This window comes from Frankia sp. R43, assembly GCF_001306465.1.
In the GTDB taxonomy this organism is placed as follows: domain Bacteria; phylum Actinomycetota; class Actinomycetes; order Frankiales; family Frankiaceae; genus Parafrankia; species Parafrankia irregularis.
Map to the genome: position 1 here is coordinate 366,755 of NZ_LFCW01000009.1, position 17,007 is coordinate 383,761.

The following is a 17,007-nucleotide window of genomic DNA, read 5'->3' on the forward strand; positions in this document are numbered from 1 at the left end:
ACGGGCGGCGGTGTTGATGCGGGTCCGCCGCTTTGGGCGGTGGCCGAGATGACACTGAATTTCGTTCAGTATGGAGAGGGATGGTTGTCCGGTGCTTGCGCTGCTGAACAAGGAGCAGGAGCTGCTCGCCATGACCATCAGGTCCATGCGCCCCGTCCTCGGAGTGTCGGGGCCAAGAGATCTCGACGACTTCGACCACCGGCGTGCCTGGGACTCGCTGGTGGAGGCGGGCCTGCTCGGCCTGCGCCTCCGCTCGGACGACGCACCGCTGGGCAGCGGGGTGGACGCGATGATCGTCGCCCGCGGCCTGGGCGAGATGCTGTGCCCCGCTCCGTTCGTCCCGGCGCTTCTGGCGACCGAGCTGCTGCTGCTGGGTGGTGAAGCAGGCGAGCTCGCCGAAGCGGTCGCCGCCGGTGACGTGACAGCAGCCGTACTGCTGCGCCGCGACCTCGGAGGCCTGGCGACTGCCGACGACCTCGAGGGCGCGGTCCGCTGGGGAGACGGGGAGGTCGGGCTGTGCATCGGTTCGCCCGGGACTTTGGCGAGAGTCACCCTGTCACCGGTCGAGCGCCACGGTTCGACCGGTGACATGCTCTTCCCGCTCGAATCGCTGCCCCCCGACGGAGCGATCGAGCGGAGTGGGCGCATCAGTGCCTCGGACCACGACCGTTGGATGTCGCTGGCCATCTCCCTGGTCTGCGCCGACGCCCTCGGTTCGATGCGCGCGGCGGTCGACGGGGCGATCGAATACTCAAAGACACGTGTCGCGTTCGGCGCGCCCATCGGTTCCTTCCAGGCCATCCAGCACATGTGCGCTGACGCGGTGGTCGTCTGCGAGGCGACCGATGCCGCGATCAGCTACGCCGCCTGGGCCGCCGACGAACTCGACGCCCCGGACGCGCGACTGGCCGCGTCGACCGCCAAGGCGTGGCTCGGACACACGGGTCGAGAGGTGACAGAGATCGTCATGCAGGTTCTCGGTGGCGTCGGCCAGACGTGGGAGCACCCGGCCCACCTGTACACGCGGCGTGTGATCGCCGGAAGCTCCCTGCTGGGCGACGCCGATGGCCATCTCGACCACGTCTACGACGCGAGGGTGAGGCAGCGCTAGTGGACTTCCGTGACACGCCGGCCGAAGCGGAGTACCGGCGCGCCTTGGCCGACTGGCTGCGCGCCTTCGTCGCGAACCACGACGCGGCACCGAGCAGCCGTGAGTGGCAGCATGCGCTGTACGAGGCGGGATACATAGCGCAGACCTGGCCCGAGGAACAGGGCGGCAAGGGTCTCTCGCCGGTCTACGACGTGATCCTCAACGAGGAGGTGGCCCGGGCCGGCGCCCAGGCCATACCGCCCAACGTCAACTATCTGTGCCGCGCGATTCTCGAGTTCGGCACAGAGCAGCAGCGGGACCGCTTTCTCCTACCCACGCTGCGCGGCGACATCCAGTGGTGCCAGGGCTTCAGCGAGCCGGGCGCGGGGTCGGATCTCGCGGCCCTCACCACCTCTGGCCGCTGGAACGGCGACGCGTGGGTCGTCAACGGGCAAAAACTGTGGACCAGCGGGGCGAGCGATGCCGACTGGTGCCTGCTGCTCGCCCGGTCCGAGCCCGATGCCCCGAAGCACCAGGGCATCTCCGCGTTTCTCATCGACATGACGAGCCCCGGGGTATCCGTCCGTCCGGTCATGACCGCCGATGGCGAAGCCGACACCTGCGAGACCTTCTGGGACGACGTCGTGGTACCGGCCGACTGCCTGCTGGGCAGTCAGGGCGACGGTTGGCCCATCGCCATGTGGGCGCTGCAACTCGAGCGTGGTCCCGCCGACCTCGGCGTGGTTCCCAACCTGCTCAACAGTCTTGAGGACCTCGAACGGATCGTCACGTCGAGTGGGCTGGACCGGCACGAGCGGATCCGGCGTACGCTCTCACGGGCCTACATAGATGTCCAGATTCTCCACCTGTACTCCATTCGGCAGGTCTCGCTTCGCGCGGCCGATCGGGCTGAGGGACCCTCCGGGCCCGCGGCCAAGCTGCTGTGGGCACGCGCCGCGCAGGCGGTCGGGCACGCCTGGCTGGACGCGCTGGGGGGTCTGGCAGTCACCGGCGCCGAGTCGGACCGAGCGGTCCGGGAGTACTTCCACTCACGGCCTACGAGCGTCTACGGGGGGTCCGCACAGATCCAGCGCAACCTGCTCGCCCAGCGGGTACTGGGGATGCCTCGAGCAGACGCCCGGCGTTGAGCGATCGTCCCGCACCACGCCAATCGGCGGTTTCAGCAGTGGTCGCGGGCGGGCTGGGTGTGGCCGAAGCTGCACCGAGACGGACGAACGCCTCGTGCGCCGTGCCAGGCAATCCCCAGCGTTGCGGCGATCCGCGTGACCGGGACGAGCCAGTCCCCGCATAGACGGCCGATCGTCCCGCGGCCCGGCGGGACATTCCCGGCGCACGGGAGCGACACCCAGTCACCACGGCGCGTCATGATCTGAAGGCGCACCGACACGGTTTCCAGTGAACTGTGCGGAGCCGGTTTTCATGGCCCATTTCAGCACTTATCCGGGAACTGACTGCGTAAGCGTGTTCCGGCCAGGAGTGGCTCGGACCGGCTTGTCGCCGCTGGCGTCAGCGGCGGCAAGCCGCAGCGCCGCCACCAACTTGGACCCATTTTCCTGGAACCGCGAAGAGGGTACAGCCAACGTCACCGCGGCCACCACTCCGTCATTCTCCAGAATTGGCACGCTGGCGCAGGTCAGACCGACGACATATTCGTCCCTGCCCACCGAGACCCGGTCCCGCCGGATCCGCTCGAGGTCACGGTTCAACTCGGACCGGCTCGTGATCGTCGCCCGCGTCAGCCGACGCAGCTTCAGCCCGTCGAGTCGCCGCTCCTGTACCTGCGGATCCGCGAACGCAAGCAGGAGTCGAGCGCTCGTGCGCGCGTGCAGATTCTGCGAGTAGCCCACGACGAGCCCTGAGACGCGCATGACATGGCTTCCTTCGACCACCTCCAGGATCCGTACCTCGCCCTCCTTCCAGGCACTCAGATACGTGGTCTCGCCGGTTGACTCCGCCAGCTCGCGCATCGTCGCTATGTAACGTTCCGGCCCGCGGGCTCCGCGCCTGATGCCGTCGGCGACAATCCCAGCCATTGGACCGAGCACGTACCGCGATCCTTCCTTCGTGAGGATTCCCTCGACGGCCAGCGAGTTGAGTAAGTGGTACGCGGTCGGGAGCGAGAGCGAGAACTGCGCCGCAGCGTCACGAGCTGACAGCCCTCCGTTCATCGCAACGGCGACCAGCAGCCGCGTCGCGCGTCGGGCGGACTGGATCGTCGTAGCTGCGCCCCGACTGGCCAGAGAGCTGGGATCGACAACCGCCGCCAGGGGCTCGGCGGGTTCCGGGTGGGCCGATAAGATTGTCATAATATGAAACTCTACTTCAGCTGTTGACTCCGACGCAAGCTGCCAGCATGCTGCAAACCAGAGCCTGTTAGCTGAGCAGACGGCGCGGGAAACCTACTTCTCAAGCTCGCCAAAAAAGTCGACGAGGGCCGTGCTGGAAACGGAACGGGCATTGGCGATAATCGACTTCGACCTGTCCGCGTGCGGCACCAAGAACAACAGTTTCTGCATGCCCTTGTGGTCCCGCTGCCAGGCAGGGGATCCCTGGGGTCGACAGCAAGGAGACGACGACGGATGGCTGAATCAACGAACTCCGCAGCAGTCGAGATTCCGCCGATCATCTCGGTTGATGACCATGTCGTCGAGCCCCGGGATTTGTGGCAGAGGTGGCTGCCGGCCCGTTGGCGGGACGCAGGTCCAAAGATCGTCCGAGGGCCGTACGAGATGGTCCCGGAGGGCGAGATCTCTCGAGCGGCACGATCGGGCTGGAGCGCGTTCCGGCCGGCTGCGACGGGGCCGGAGACAGACTGGTGGCTCTTCGAGGGCGACATTTCGGCGACCCTGCTCGGCAACGCCGCGGCAGGTCTGCCGTCGGAGGAGGTCGTTCCGGGGCCGATCAGCTTCGACCGGATGAGGCCCGGGTTCTACTCGGTCAAGGAACGCCTCGAGGACATGAGCATCAACCACATAGAGCGGTCGATGTGTTTCCCGACCTACCCACGGTTCGCCGGGCAGCGTTTCCTCGACGCCAAGGACAAGGATCTCGGCCTGGCATGTGTTCGCGCCTACAACGACTGGATGGTCGATGAATGGTGCGGGGACAGCGGCGGTCGACTCATCCCGCTGTGCATCGTGCCGCTGTGGGACGCGGAGCTGGCCGCGATGGAGGTAAGGCGGAACGCGGAGCGCGGCGTCCGCGCGGTCGTGTTCACCGAACTTCCGTCGGCTCAGGGCCTGCCTAGCATCCACGACGCCAACGGATACTGGGATCCGTTCTTCACCGCGTGCAACGAGACCGGGACGGTGATCTGCATCCACATCGGATCGTCCGGACAGGGACAGATGACCTCCGACGATGCCCCGTTGTGCGTGCCGATCGCACTGACGACCACGGCGTCGCAGTTTGCCATGGCCGACTGGCTGTTGTCGGGCAACCTCGTGAGGTTCCCCAATCTCAGGATCGCCTTCTCGGAGAGCCAGATCGGCTGGATGCCGTTCCTCTGGGAGCGCCTCGACAACCTCTGGCACAAGAAGAACTATCATGACGACTGGAGCCCGCTGATCACCCAGCCGCCCAGCAGCTACGTCCCCGGCCACATCTGGGGCTGCTTCTTCGAGGACGCGTTCGGGATCAAGGCCAGGCAGGACATCGGCATCGACATGATCACGTTCGAGTGCGACTACCCACATCAGGATTCCAGCTGGCCGAACACGAAGACCTACGCGGAGAAGGTGCTTGCAGGCCTGAACCCGACGGAGATCTTCAAGATCGTCCGTGGCAACGCGATTGAGATGTTGCAGCTCGAGCCCCACCTCACGGACGTCCAGGTGAAGAAGCATTAGCGCCATGGGTGTCGGATATCGCGTCCGCCGCCGTCCGATCCCGCCGATAGAGGCGAACACAACCTGGTTTGACGCGGGACCGCTGCGAATCGGCGTCGAGAGCCGCCATCTCGATGACGAGGTGCTTCGACAGGCGTACGGGAATGGGCCTTCAGACATTCACGTGGATGACTGGGGAATCTCGATCCACGTCTGCGGTTCCGTTTCCGGAAGCGAATATCTTCGGTTTGACTGTTTCGAGGACGAGCCGCACTATCATTACATTCACCCGACGGATGACTTTCAGGTCTGGGTGCCCTTCGACGAGGGGCCAAACGGCCCGATGCTGGACTGGGCCCTCGGCTGCCTGGCGAACCGCACGCAGGAAATGCTCAGGCGCTCCGGCGGAGCATACCTTGCAGATTTCGTTGATCTGACACGACTGGGCGAGACATGCGCAGCCGTTGCGCGACTCGCTCGCTCCCTGAACAACGCGAAGGTGAGACCGGAAGTAGCTGCATGAGTGGCCTGCGCGATGGCGTGGATGGCAGTTCAGATCTTTCCTTTGGGCCACAGGACTGTCATCCGCGAGATACGGAAGGGGGCAACAGTCTTAGATGGTTGACCCGCTGCCGGCGAACCTGCTTGCTTGTACCAATTGAAAGACTGTTCGGGACTGTTCTGGAGTTAGTCGAGATCGGAGATTGCAGATGGCCAGGCTTCGACACGTCGCGATCAAATGCGACGATCTGCACTGGGCTTCGAAGTTCTACTCCGCTTTGTTCGAGATGGAGGAGGTGGGCCGCGCCGGCGACGTCGACAAGTCGGGCGCCATCTATCTGAGTGACGGCACGGTCAACGTCGCGCTCATCAAGGTCGATGATGACTATGTAAACGGCAAGCCCGAGGGTCTCAACCATATCGGCCTTGTCGTCTCCGACATGGACTCCGCTGTCCAGCGAGCGAGGAGCCTCGGAGTGGAGATGCTCGTGGATCCGGAATCCGAGAACGCTGGCGTCACCTGGGAGATGAAGATGCGGACGCCCGACGGCGTCTACTTTGACTTCTCGACCCATGGCTGGCCCGGAATCTCCGGGATCGACGACTGAGCTCGGCCGTCGGCGACGATTTCGGCGAACTCGGCTCAGGCCTGGATCTTCGAGCGGGCGCCCCGCGGTGGCACTGCATCCACCGTCTTCAACAGATTTCAGACGTTGCCATGCGATGAAGGAGGACGCTCGTGGTCGGCATGGTGTACAGCCTTCCGCCACAACCACCTGTCGCCGAGAACACGCACCTGCATCCGGCCGGGGCACTCACGATCGGCGTCGAGTATCGCAATGTCGACCCGGCGGCGCTCGAGGAGACCTACGCCGACAACGAGGCCCTCCTCACGGAGCTTCGGGAGGCATCGCCGGACGGCGGATTCACCGATGAGGGTGTGTCCATCCATGTGTGCGGTACGGACGACGGCTATGAATACCTGCGCTTCGACCTGTTCGATGACAAGCCGCACTACCACTATATCCGCCGGGATACCGAAGGGTCGGAGATCTCCAACCGGGTCGTCGAGTTCGACACGGTGGCGGGTGGCAGCATGCTTCCTTGGGCCGTTGAAAGAATCAGGACGCGCTTGGCGCCGATGCTCATTGAAGCTGGCGGTGGTTACCTTGTCCCGTTGCTGGACGAGACCCTGATCGCCTCGGCGCTGGACAACGTGTACCAGGAGGCAGACGCCGTCCAGCGCGCCAGAGCCCGGCAGGGCCGATCGGCAGGCTGAACATCGGCTCCGGCCCATCGATCATATTGCATGCGGCCCGAACGGCGCGGGAACGCTCGACTTCCCGTTCCCGGCGATATCCTGCCTTCGGTGCAATTAACAGGCGATCCTTACGGCTTTGGGTAGGCACCCTGCTCCAACGCCCGCCAGATGAATTGTTGCATTTCGAGAAACACTCAGTTTTTCATGTTCGGCCTCTGGAAGGTCGGCAGGGAGGTTTTGGCGTGTCCGAGTCCAGCGTCGACGGCTACGAGAAGCGGATCGCGGACCTCGAGGCTCGGCTTCAGGAGCTCGAGGACGTGCGGGAGATCAACGAGGTGTTCCGCCGCTGGCATCATGCATGTACAGGTGGGTTCAATGGCATCCAGGCGGGACGTATGGAAGCCCTGGAAGTTCTCACCGATGACGCGACGATCGAGATCCAGGCCCTGCATGAACCAGGGAAGGGCCCGAAGGGTCGCGAGGAGTACACCAGGTACTGGGACTTCTACTTCGGCGACGCCGGTCCGCTGCCGTATGTGTTCCAGACCAGCCTCGACCAGCGCATCGAGGTCCACGGCGATACCGCGGTGCAGTACTCGAACCAGCTCGGGATCTTCCAGTCCCGCGGGGCCGCGCCGATGCTTAGTCTCTCGCGACGGGTGAACTACCTTCGTAGGACCGACGGCGGATGGAAGATCTACAAGACGACCGGTGACAGCGCGTTCGCCACCACGCTGGCCGACCTCAACGGTCCCCTCAATCCGCTCCCCCCCGAGGAACAGCGGGTGCAGTGGACCTACGGCGGCCGGGCCGAGGTCGATCCGATGGCGCCGCTCAAGAACCACTGAGAGGCTGAGGACGCTGGCCCAGCATTCTGACCGTATACGGATGGTGCTGTGTTCTGGGACGCGTCCTCTGGGCGCGATCCCGTGGCCGTCGGCTTCGGCACCGTCGGCCACGGGCTTCCTGGTTGGGCCAGTGCCCGGCAGGTTTGCGCGCGACCTGTCGCGAACCTATGGGGCCGGATCGGCGGAGGCGGTGGCGGGCTGTTGCAGGGAGGCCAGGACCGGGGACGGGGCGTGGTTCGCCCAGCCGGTGCCGGGCCAGTTCAGCCAGCCGGAGGAGGCGTAGGTGCCGCCGTCGGGGTGCAGGGTCGTGCCGGTGAGGTAGGACGACAGGCCCGAGGCGAGGAACACGACGCAGCCGGAGACGTCGGTCGGCACACCGGCGCGGCCCATCGGGATGCCCACCTGCAGGCCGGTGGGTGTCGAGTAGGCGCCGTCGCCGCCGACCATCCGGCGCATGTTCGGGGTCGGGGTGAAGTCCGGGGCGACGTTGTTGACCCGGATGCCGTCCGGGGCGACCTCCACGGCCAGGGTGCGGCCGAACTGCTCGACAGCCGCCTTGGCCGCCGAGTAGACCGCGAAACCGGGGGCGGCGCGGTGCGCCTCGATGGTCGTCAGGTTCACGATGCTGCCGCCGCGACCGCCGGCCTGCATCCGGGGGACGGCCAACGAGCAGGCGTGCAGGACGTGCATGAGGTTCAGCCGCAGCAGGGCGTCCCAGCCCTTGGCCCGGGTCTCGACGAACGGGGCGCGGAACGTGCCGCCGACGACGTTGACCAGGGTGTCCACCCGGCCCCAGGTCTCGTCGACGGCGGCGAACAGCCTGTCGAGCTCAGCGGGGTCGCGGGAGTCGCCGTGGTGGACGATCGCGTCGGCGCCCTGGGCGGCGAGGGAGTCGCGCAGGGCCTCGACCCCGGCCGGGTCGATGTCCAGCACAGCTACCCGCACTCCGTTGGCGGCCAGGTCGGCGGTGATGGCACCGCCGAGGCCGCCCGCTCCACCGCTGATGACGGCGACACTGCCCGCCAGACCACTGCGTTCCTCGAACCAGCCCACGCCGGGTTCGCCTCCGTTCGGATTCTGGATCTCGACACCTGCCGGGTGGTTCAGGGGATCAGGGTCTCGCCGAAGGTCTCGATGAAGCTGATGGTCTCGGCCGCCGACCGGGTGTGGGAGGAGATCACGACCCAGGTCACGCCGGCCTTCTCGATCTCGGCGAGGGCCTCGCGGTGCCGGTCGGCCTCGGCGGTGATGCTGGTTTCGGACGGCACCCCGGAGTAGGAGTACGAGACGTCGATCAGGTCGGTCCGGCCGTTCGCCGCGGCGGTGTCGCGTATCTCGCGGATCATGCCGGCGAGGTTGTCGAGGGAGCCGATGGACACCGTCCGGGCGGTCGTCGACAGCTCCGGCCCACCGGACATCGCCATCCAGCCCTGGGCGCGGGCCGCGACGCGACGCCGGCTCAGCTTGGAGTTCCCGCCGATCCAGACCGGAATCGGGTCCTGGACCGGCCGCGGGCGGGCGATGACGTTGCGGGCGTCGAAATGCAGGCCCTGGTAGCTGAACGGCTCGCCTTTCCAGTGCAGCGGCAGGACGTCCAGGATTTCGTCGAACAGCGCGTTGCGCTCCTCGAAGTTCACGCCGAGGGCGTAGAACTCGGACTTCTGGTACCCGGCACCGATACCCAGGGTGAAACGGCCGTCGGAGATCTTGTCGACGGTGGCCGCGGCCTTGGCGAGCAGGAACGGATTGCGGTAGGGCGCGACCGACAGGTGGGTGAGCAGCCGCAGCCGTTCGGTCGCGGCGGCGACATAGCCGAGGCCGACGAACGGGTCGAGGCTCTGGTGGCCGCCGTTCTCCAGCCAGCGGGCGCCGGGAACCGGGTGCTCGGTGAGGGAGAGCGCGTCGAAGCCGGCTCGCTCGGCGGCCTGGGCGACGTCCCGCAGCGGCCCGGGATCGAGCATGTCGCCGTCGGTACCTGACGTCTCCGGGTAATGAAAGATGAAGCGCATCGTTGTCGTCACCCTGTTCATGCGTCCCGCGCGGGCCGGACCTGGGCCGGCGTCTCAAACCTGTCTACCAGAAGGTAGACACGACAGTCAGAAATCCGGCTGGGGTACCCCTTCCGCAGCGGCCCTCCCGGGCCATACTCGCTGGTGGAGCGCCCTGGATCAGGGCTGGAAGCGGTAGCCCATACCCGGCTCGGTGGTCAGATGGCGGGGGCGGGTCGGATCCGGCTCGAGCTTGCGACGCAGCCGGTTGATGTAGAGCCGCAGCGACGACGTGTCGTCGGAGTAGGTCGGGCCCCAGACCCCGCTGACGAGCGCGCGGCTGCTGACGAGCTTGCCCGCGTCGCGTACCAGCGCCTCGAGCAGCCGCCATTCGGTCGGCGTCAGGTGCACCGGCGGCGCTCCGTCCTCCCGGGCGGTGACGGACCTGGCCGCGAGGTCGACCCGGTAGTGGCCGACGTCCACCGCCGGCCCGGCCTCGCTCGTGGAGGCGCGCCGTGCCACGGCTCGCATGCGGGCGAGCAGTTCCTCGACGGAGAACGGCTTGGTGATGTAGTCGTCGGCGCCGGCGTCCAGGGCCGCGATCTTCTCCGGCCCGGACGTCCGGCCGGACAGGACGATGATCGGCACCCTGGTCCAGCCGCGCAGGCCGCGGATCACGTCGAGACCGTCCAGGTCCGGCAGGCCGAGGTCGAGAACGATGATGTCCGGCGGATGGGCCGCGGCCTGACCGAGAGCGTCCCCGCCGTCGACGGCCGTGCGGACGTCGTACCCCTTGGCACGCAGCGTGATCCGCATGGCCCGCAGCAGCTGCGGCTCGTCGTCCACGAACAGCACCCGAACCCGCGCCCGCGGCTCGGACCCGTCGCCCATCCATCAGCTCCCGTCACGTGCCAGTTCGCCACAGCATGCCAGGTTGGCGACCCGGCCGGCGGCGGTCACCCATCTGACAGGCGGCGCTGGACGGCACTGGACGGCACTGGTCCCGGCACCGCCTACCATCCCAGAAAAACTACTGATAGTAGTCATCCATATTCGGGGAGGATCTGGTGGAGGTCACGACAAGAGCGCGGGCGCGCATGCGCCTGCGGACGACGGGGTTCGGCGTGCTCGCCGCGTTCTGTTCCCTCAGCGCGCTCGATCCGCTCGCCGTGGCGCGGGCCGATCCGGGCGCGAGCTACTTCGGGGACCACTTCGAGCTGGTGGCGCTGGCGCTGCCCGCCGGCCTCTCCGCCGGCAACGCCAGCGTGGTGAACAACGACGGCCTGATCGTCGGGCTGGCCTGGGCCGACAACGGGAGCCCGCAGGGCGTCGTCTGGCGCGACCGGGTGCCCGTCGTGATCCCGGACAGCCTGCCCGTCACCGTCAACGACGCCGGCCAGGTCGCGGGAAACCAGTTTCCGTCGGACGCGCCCAGCCGGGGCTTCCTGTGGGCGAACGGGCAGCTCACCACGCTGGCACCGACCTCGCCCGGCCCCGGCCGGTTCAGCACGGTCAGCGCCCTGGCCCCGGACGGGACCGCGATCGGTGTGAGCGGCTCGGACCTGGCGGGGTCGGAGATACCGGGCCCGAACACCCGGGCGACGGTCTGGTACGGCGGCGTGGCGACGGACCTGGGAACCCTGGGCGGCACGTGGAGCAGCGCGGACCTGATCAACGACCGCGGCCAGGTCGCCGGGGTCAGCGCCACGGCGACCGGCGATCAGCATGCCTTCCTGTCCGCGCCCGGGGGCCTGCGTGACCTCGGTACCCTCGGCGGGCGGTACAGCTACCCGATCGCGATCAACAACCGCGGCCAGGTCGTCGGCATGAGTGACACCCCCGACGGGCACGGTCACGCGGTCCTCTGGGAGGACGGGCAGATCATCGATCTCGGCGTGGCACCCGGCTTCGGCGACAGCGCGGCGATCGGCCTGAACGACCGCGGCCAGGTGCTCGTGGAGAACTACGGGACGGCGGGCACCGGCGTGGACAGCCAGGCCCCGGCGTTCCCGGCGAGCACACCGTCGGCGTACGTGTGGACGGCCGGGCAGCGCCAGTACCTCACCGGCTTCGGTGGTGACACGATCTCGCCCCTCGAGATCAACGAGGACGGCGCCGTCATCGGCTCGGCCACCACCCCGGACGGCGTCGCGCGGCCCTACCTGTGGTCCGACGGGGTCGCGCGCGACATCGGCGGTCCGGGGACACTGGCGTCGGGCGTCGTCAGCAGCCGCAACCGGCTGGGTCAGCTCGTCGGCTTCACGACCCCGCAGAGCGGGCGCCAGGTCCCCCTGTTCTGGCAGGCTGACTGACCTTTTCGTAGCCGCGGTTTCCGCCGCTTCCGCCGTCCCCGCCGGCGCTGCCGGCCGCTGACCCGGCCGGCGCCGGCTCGCCCCCGGGACCACGCCCCGCGTCGGTGCGCTCCGCACGGACGCGGACCTGGGCGTCGGGGTTCGTCCGGGTGACGGCGCGGGCCTCGGCACGGGTGGCGGAGTCGGCACGGGTGGCCGAGTCCGCAAGGGTGGCCGAGTCCGCACGGGTGGCGGGCGGGCCGAAGGGGCCCGCGGCGAGGCGGGCCGGCTCACCGCGGCGGCGGGCCAGGTACCACCGCACCGACGTGTCGAGCCAGCGGCGGGCCCGTCGCAGCGCCGGGACCTGCATCGCCCGATGCGCCTGGTAGCTCCACGGCGGCTGGTCGCTCTGGCGGGTCGCCATCGCGTACGCGAACTCGACCGGGTCGGCCCCCGTCGCACCCACCGCCTCCCGGTCGAGCAGCGCGTCCACCCGTTCGAACCAGGACATGCTGGTCCGCGCCCTGGCCTGCAGCGGTTCGAGGGCCGCGTGGCCCTCGTGGTCGAACTGCGCGAGCGCCGGGGCGACCGCGCCGTGCTCGTGGAGCATCTGCGCGAGCATGACCCCGTCGATCATCGCCAGCGTCGTGCCCGAGCCGAGGGTGAAATGCGTCGTGTGCGCGGCATCGCCCAGGAGCACCGTGTTGCCCACCGACCAGTGCTGGTTCCTGACCTGCGTGAACCGCTGCCAGCGTGCCGGCCGGCGCGGGTTGTCGGTCAGGCCGTGCCCGGCGAGCGGCACCGCGAAGATGTCGCTCAGGGTCCGCAGCATCTCCGGGCCCGACGAGATCGCGAACCCGAGCCGTTCCCAGGTCCTCGGCGAGCACTCGACGATGCAGGTGCTCACGTCCGCGCCGGAGGGGTAGGCGTGGAACCACACCCAGCCGGACGGGGTGCGTTCGAACGCGAACGTGAACCGGTCGAAGTGTCGGCGCGTGCCAAGCCAGATGTACTGGTTCGCCCCGACGTCCGTCGAGGTGCCGAACCGGCCGTCGAACATCGATCGCACCCGGCTGTTCGCACCGTCCGCGCCGACGACGAGATCAGGGGCGGGGCGCGGCTCGTCCCCGGGCCGCGTGCCGGCTCCCCCGCGCCAGCCCAGCGCCGCCAGGTCGGCCAGGTCGGTGATGTCACGGCCGTGCTCGACGTGGATCCCCAGCTCGATCGCCCGCCGGGTGAGGATGTCGAGCAGGGCCGCGCGCTGCACGCTGAACCCGTAACCGGCGAACTGCGCGACCCGGCCGGGCCCCAGGCTGATGTCCTGCTCCTGCCACAGGGTCGACGCCGCGCGGATCTCCCGCGCGCTCACCGGGTCGTTGCGGAACAGGACGTCGAGCAGGTTGTCCCAGTAGACGACCCCCCAGCCGTAGGTGGCACCCGGCGGGTCCCGGTCGATGACGGTGATCTCGTGGCCGGCGTCGCGACGTTTCGCGGAGATCGCGAAGTACAGCCCGGCCGGCCCCCCACCCACACAGACGATCCTCACACGGTCCCCCTGCCCTAGACGTGGACGACTCCCCCAAAGCTGTCCCGGAACGACGACTGCCCGGAACAACGAATGCCCCGAGAACGACAACAGCCCCGAGAACAACGACAGCCCCGGGAACGACAAGGGTCGTGCAGCTCGGAGGAAGGTCCACCGACCTGCACGACCAGGAGCGGGTTACCCGGGCTGGGACCCGCCGCGGGGCTCAGTGGCCCCGGGACTCACTCACTTCCTCGGGCGAGTGGCGGTCACGGTTGCGGATTCGGAGCTCACCAGCCCCAGCCACCGCCCCAGCCCCAACCGCCACCCCAGCCCCAACCCCAGCCACCGCCCCAGCCCCAACCCCAGCTGCGGCCCCAGCCCCAACCACCGCCGCCACCGACGAACACGAAGACTCCCCGGGTGACGTCCCGGAACGAGCCCTGAGGTGCAATCGCGGGCGCTTCGTACCTGGCCTTCATGACCTACCCCTTCCGTCCGAGCTCTCGTGCGTCCGGCCCTGTTGGTCCGGCTGCCGAGTCGATCCGGCTGCCGGCCTGGTCCGGCTGTCCGAGCGCGCCTCGTCCGGCGCGGATCTGCCGGACAATCCGTCCGCCCGCCTGGCTCATCGGCGTCAGGCGAGTGGGAGCACCCGTCCGAGCTTCATCGTGCCCCGCACCGGTTCAGTGACGGTTCAGCCACCATGCGCTCATCACACGTCCGCCGCGGCCCGGTTGGGAGGGACCGCGTAGCGGTACGCCGGACTACACGACCCGTGCCCTTGCCATGCCCGCGTCGGCGCCGCTGCGGTGGCCGCGGGGTCAGGAGTACGCAGATGAAGAACTCGCCGACCATCGCCCGCCTCGTCCGCCGGACCGAGCAGTGGCGCCACGCCGGTCCCGAGAACGCGCCGCCCAAGGAGGCGCCGGTGCTGCGTCCGAGGGCGTTGACGTCGGCCGACCTGATCGGGGACGGACGGCGACGGCCCAAGGTGATCGTGGTCGGCAGCGGATACGCCGGGCTCGGCGTGCTGCAGTACCTGGAGGCGCGGCTCCCGGCCCACGCCGCGGACCTCGCGCTCGTCTCCCCCGTGGACCATCTGCTCTACACGTCGCTGCTTCCGCAGGTGGCCGCCGGCGACATCGAGCCACGCCACCTCGCGGTCTCCGTCCGCGGGACGTTGCGCCGCACCGTGTCGCATCTGGGGCATGTGACCGAGATCGATCCCACCGCGCGCAACGTCACCGTCCTGAGCCGAGCCGGTGTCCCGTTCACCCTGGCCTGGGACAGGCTGGTCCTCGCGCCCGGGGCGCACACGCGGACGTTCGACATCCCCGGCCTGGCCGAGTTCGGGCTGGGGATGAAGAACCTCGCGGAGGCGGTCTTCCTTCGTGACCACGTGCTGCGCCAGATGGCCTACGCCGACGCGGCCGTGCACGAGGCCGAACGCCGGGCGCACTGCACCTTCGTCGTCGTCGGCGCCGGGTACACCGGCACGGAGCTCGCGGCGCAGATGCGGCGGTTCACCATGAAGGCGCTGGCGCAGTTCCCGCGGCTGCGGTCCGACCAGGTCCGCTGGCTGTTGCTCGACCTCGCCCCGAAGGTGCTGCCCGAGCTGGACGAACACCTCGGTATCGGGGCGTCCCGGGTGCTGCGGGAGCGGGGGGTGGAAGTCCGGCTGAAGACGTCGGTCCAGCAGGTGCGCCCCGACTCCGTCACGCTCACCAGCGGCGAGGCCATCCCGACCCACACCCTGGTCTGGTGCGCGGGTGTGACCCCGAACCCGCTGGTGAGTTCGTTCGGCGCGGAGACCGTGCGGGGGCGGCTGGTCGTCGACGAACGGTTCCGGGTGCCGGGCCACGCCGGTGTGTTCGCCCTGGGCGACGCGGCGGCCGTACCCGACTCGACCCGGGGCGGTGTCCCCGCGGGACAGACCGCGCAGAACGCCGTGCGGCAGGGCACGGCAGCGGGCCGCAACATCGCGGCGTCACTGGGCTACGGGGCGATGCGTCCCTACCATCACCGTGACCTGGGATTCGTCGTCGACCTCGGCGGGGCCGACGCGGTCGCCAACCCGCTGGGCCTGCGTCTTTCTGGCGTGCCGGCGGCGGTGGTCACCCGCGCCTACCACCTGCTCGCGCTGAAGGCGGGTACCAACCGGGCCTACGTCGCCGCGGACTGGATCCTCGGTGCCCTGATGAAACCGCGGACGGTCCAGCTCGGTTTCCTGCCGCCGCCGCACGCGACGATCGCCCAGGTCGAGCAGACCGAGCTGTACCAGGCCTGACCCGACATACCAGGTCTGACCCGATATACCAGGCCGGACCGCGCATGTCGGCCGGACCGCGGGCCCGGATGACGGGCGGCAGGCGCAGGATGCCGGCGGCGGACCGGTCCCGGCCCGCCGCCGGCTTACACCGGCTCACACCGACGAACCCGATCAGGCCTTGGCGGCCTCGGCGCGGGCCAGCACACCGACGTCGGACTGGTCGGTGAACAGCCCGTCGATACCGGCCTTCAGGTAGGCCACCTGCTCGTCGATGCCGCGGCCGAAGTCGCTCACGACGGTGCCCGAGCGCAGCTCGGCCGGCAGGAAGGAGTTCTCGGCCCGGAAGGTGTAGGGGTGCAGCAGCAGCCCCACCGCGTGCGCGTTCTTCACGAGCGCGGTCGGGGTGCCGAGCTTCCCGTCCACGACCGGGATGACCATGGACTTCTCCGGCCCGATCCCGTTGGCGTAACCCGCGATCTTCTTCAGGCCGTCCGGGGTGATCAGGTCCGCGTAGGTGCGCGGGTCACCGGCGGCGACCAGGTCGTAGGGGGCACCGCTGGCGCTCAGCAGCTGAACGGCGTTCGTCCGCAGCCCCTTGCGGCGCAGCTCCTGCAGGTTCGTCGTCTCGAAGGACTGGACGAACACCGGCGCGGTGCGCGAGTTCAGGCCGTTGCGGCTGAGCAGGTCCAGCAGCCGCTGCTCCAGGGGCAGCCCGGCCTTCTGGAAGTAGGTCGGGTGCTTGGTCTCCGGGTAGATGCCGATCTCCCGGTGCAGCTCCGCGGACAGGCGCTTACGCAGCTCGATGACCTCGGCGAGGGTCGGGATCTCGAAGCGCCCGTCGTACATCGTGTTCTCCTGCCGGATCGCTGGCAGGCGCTCCTTCGCGCGCAGCGTCTTGAGCTCGGCGAGGGTGAAGTCCTCCGTGAACCACCCGGTGACGGAGACGCCGTCCAGCAGCTTCGTCACGCGCCGGGAGGCGAACTCGGGGTGGTCCGCGACGTTCGTGGTGCCGCCGATCTCCGGCTCGTGCCGGCAGACCAGGTGACCGTCCTTGGTCGGCACCAGGTCGGGCTCGACGAAGTCGGCGCCCATCCGCGCGGCGAGCTCGTAGGAAGCCAGCGTGTGCTCCGGCCGGTAGCCCGACGCACCGCGGTGCCCGATCACCAGGATCCGGTTCCGGCTCGGCGACTGCCCGCCCGACGACGAACCGCCACCCGACCCGGAGGACCCGGCCGAGGCGGCCGACGCCGAGGCCACGACCAGCGGCGCGGCGGCGAGACCGGCGATGAGGCCACGACGGCCCACGCCACGCCGGGGTTCCACCGACGGCTCGCCGGACCCGTCCGTGCCGGCAGCATCCAGCCCGCGAGGCTCCACAAATCCTCC

Annotated in this window: 16 protein-coding genes; 9 read left to right on the forward strand and 7 right to left on the reverse strand. The window is 68.8% G+C overall.

Going from position 1 to position 17,007, the window contains the following annotated elements; all coding sequences use genetic code 11:
• Nucleotides 1-91: 91 nt before the first annotated feature.
• Together ACG83_RS33545 and ACG83_RS33550 are read left to right on the forward strand one after the other, a co-directional pair.
• On the forward strand, nucleotides 92-1,111 hold the full coding sequence (locus tag ACG83_RS33545; protein WP_054570258.1) for an acyl-CoA dehydrogenase family protein: 1,020 nt from the start codon (nucleotides 92-94) through the stop codon (nucleotides 1,109-1,111).
• Nucleotides 1,111-2,238, forward strand: a complete 1,128-nt coding sequence (locus ACG83_RS33550) for an acyl-CoA dehydrogenase family protein (RefSeq protein ID WP_054570259.1) — start codon at nucleotides 1,111-1,113, stop codon at nucleotides 2,236-2,238. The genes ACG83_RS33545 and ACG83_RS33550 overlap by 1 nt, the downstream gene beginning before the upstream one ends.
• A 309-nt stretch (nucleotides 2,239-2,547) precedes the next feature.
• Here the strand turns inward: ACG83_RS33550 and ACG83_RS33555 are convergent, their stop codons facing one another.
• A complete protein-coding gene (locus ACG83_RS33555; protein ID WP_083473803.1) occupies nucleotides 2,548-3,417 on the reverse strand; it encodes an IclR family transcriptional regulator in 870 nt (289 codons plus the stop codon).
• 273 nt (nucleotides 3,418-3,690) lie between these two features.
• On the opposite strand from ACG83_RS33555, the gene ACG83_RS33560 reads away from it, so the two are divergent.
• The 5 genes from ACG83_RS33560 (at nucleotide 3,691) to ACG83_RS33575 (ending at nucleotide 7,548) form a co-directional block, all read left to right on the forward strand.
• On the forward strand, nucleotides 3,691-4,959 hold the full coding sequence (locus tag ACG83_RS33560; RefSeq protein WP_054570261.1) for an amidohydrolase family protein: 1,269 nt from the start codon (nucleotides 3,691-3,693) through the stop codon (nucleotides 4,957-4,959).
• 4 nt (nucleotides 4,960-4,963) lie between these two features.
• Nucleotides 4,964-5,461, forward strand: coding sequence for a hypothetical protein (locus ACG83_RS44745; RefSeq protein ID WP_131831127.1), 498 nt, complete (start codon nucleotides 4,964-4,966; stop codon nucleotides 5,459-5,461).
• 187 nt (nucleotides 5,462-5,648) lie between these two features.
• Nucleotides 5,649-6,047 carry a VOC family protein gene (locus tag ACG83_RS33565; RefSeq protein ID WP_054570262.1) on the forward strand — a complete coding sequence of 133 codons (399 nt, stop codon included), beginning with the start codon at nucleotides 5,649-5,651 and terminating at the stop codon, nucleotides 6,045-6,047.
• Nucleotides 6,048-6,178: 131 nt separating this feature from the next.
• The gene (locus ACG83_RS33570; RefSeq protein WP_054570263.1) at nucleotides 6,179-6,718 is read left to right on the forward strand and encodes a hypothetical protein; all 540 of its coding nucleotides are present in this window, start codon (nucleotides 6,179-6,181) and stop codon (nucleotides 6,716-6,718) included.
• Nucleotides 6,719-6,942: 224 nt separating this feature from the next.
• Entirely contained in the window at nucleotides 6,943-7,548 is a 606-nt protein-coding gene (locus tag ACG83_RS33575; RefSeq protein WP_054570264.1) for a nuclear transport factor 2 family protein, read from the forward strand.
• 165 nt (nucleotides 7,549-7,713) lie between these two features.
• Here ACG83_RS33575 and ACG83_RS33580 read toward each other — a convergent pair whose 3' ends face one another.
• The 3 genes from ACG83_RS33580 to ACG83_RS33590 all read right to left on the reverse strand — a co-directional run bounded on the left by ACG83_RS33580 (nucleotide 7,714) and on the right by ACG83_RS33590 (nucleotide 10,427).
• A complete protein-coding gene (locus ACG83_RS33580) occupies nucleotides 7,714-8,601 on the reverse strand; it encodes an SDR family NAD(P)-dependent oxidoreductase (protein ID WP_054570265.1) in 888 nt (295 codons plus the stop codon).
• Nucleotides 8,602-8,651: 50 nt separating this feature from the next.
• A complete protein-coding gene (locus ACG83_RS33585) occupies nucleotides 8,652-9,557 on the reverse strand; it encodes an LLM class F420-dependent oxidoreductase (protein WP_054570266.1) in 906 nt (301 codons plus the stop codon).
• 159 nt (nucleotides 9,558-9,716) lie between these two features.
• Nucleotides 9,717-10,427 (reverse strand): response regulator, encoded by a 711-nt coding sequence (locus ACG83_RS33590; RefSeq protein ID WP_054570267.1) that lies wholly within the window; start codon nucleotides 10,425-10,427, stop codon nucleotides 9,717-9,719.
• Nucleotides 10,428-10,603: 176 nt separating this feature from the next.
• Between ACG83_RS33590 and ACG83_RS33595 the strand changes: the two genes are divergently transcribed.
• Entirely contained in the window at nucleotides 10,604-11,848 is a 1,245-nt protein-coding gene (locus ACG83_RS33595) for a hypothetical protein (protein WP_152991596.1), read from the forward strand.
• Here ACG83_RS33595 and ACG83_RS33600 read toward each other — a convergent pair.
• Complete coding sequence (locus ACG83_RS33600; protein ID WP_054570269.1) at nucleotides 11,796-13,358, reverse strand: FAD-dependent monooxygenase; 1,563 nt, start codon at nucleotides 13,356-13,358, stop codon at nucleotides 11,796-11,798. The genes ACG83_RS33595 and ACG83_RS33600 overlap by 53 nt on opposite strands.
• Before the next feature lie 284 nt (nucleotides 13,359-13,642).
• Nucleotides 13,643-13,834 (reverse strand): keywimysin-related RiPP, encoded by a 192-nt coding sequence (locus tag ACG83_RS44750; protein WP_076828136.1) that lies wholly within the window; start codon nucleotides 13,832-13,834, stop codon nucleotides 13,643-13,645.
• A 353-nt stretch (nucleotides 13,835-14,187) separates the two neighbouring features.
• On the opposite strand from ACG83_RS44750, the gene ACG83_RS33605 reads away from it, so the two are divergent.
• Complete coding sequence (locus ACG83_RS33605) at nucleotides 14,188-15,639, forward strand: NAD(P)/FAD-dependent oxidoreductase (RefSeq protein ID WP_054570270.1); 1,452 nt, start codon at nucleotides 14,188-14,190, stop codon at nucleotides 15,637-15,639.
• 153 nt (nucleotides 15,640-15,792) lie between these two features.
• Here ACG83_RS33605 and ACG83_RS33610 read toward each other — a convergent pair whose 3' ends face one another.
• The gene (locus tag ACG83_RS33610; RefSeq protein ID WP_083473826.1) at nucleotides 15,793-16,944 is read right to left on the reverse strand and encodes a glycerophosphodiester phosphodiesterase; all 1,152 of its coding nucleotides are present in this window, start codon (nucleotides 16,942-16,944) and stop codon (nucleotides 15,793-15,795) included.
• Nucleotides 16,945-17,007: the final 63 nt, after the last annotated feature.

Excerpts from the sequence above, each read along its gene's own strand:
- ACG83_RS33555 (WP_083473803.1), bottom strand. The coding sequence starts at position 3,417 with ATGACAATCTTATCGGCCCACCCGGAACCCGCCGAGCCCCTGGCGGCG.
- ACG83_RS33560 (WP_054570261.1), top strand. The coding sequence starts at position 3,691 with ATGGCTGAATCAACGAACTCCGCAGCAGTCGAGATTCCGCCGATCATC.
- ACG83_RS44745 (WP_131831127.1), top strand. The coding sequence starts at position 4,964 with ATGGGTGTCGGATATCGCGTCCGCCGCCGTCCGATCCCGCCGATAGAG.
- ACG83_RS33565 (WP_054570262.1), top strand. The coding sequence starts at position 5,649 with ATGGCCAGGCTTCGACACGTCGCGATCAAATGCGACGATCTGCACTGG.
- ACG83_RS33585 (WP_054570266.1), bottom strand. The coding sequence starts at position 9,557 with ATGCGCTTCATCTTTCATTACCCGGAGACGTCAGGTACCGACGGCGAC.
- ACG83_RS33590 (WP_054570267.1), bottom strand. The coding sequence starts at position 10,427 with ATGGGCGACGGGTCCGAGCCGCGGGCGCGGGTTCGGGTGCTGTTCGTG.
- ACG83_RS44750 (WP_076828136.1), bottom strand. The coding sequence starts at position 13,834 with ATGAAGGCCAGGTACGAAGCGCCCGCGATTGCACCTCAGGGCTCGTTC.
- ACG83_RS33605 (WP_054570270.1), top strand. The coding sequence starts at position 14,188 with ATGAAGAACTCGCCGACCATCGCCCGCCTCGTCCGCCGGACCGAGCAG.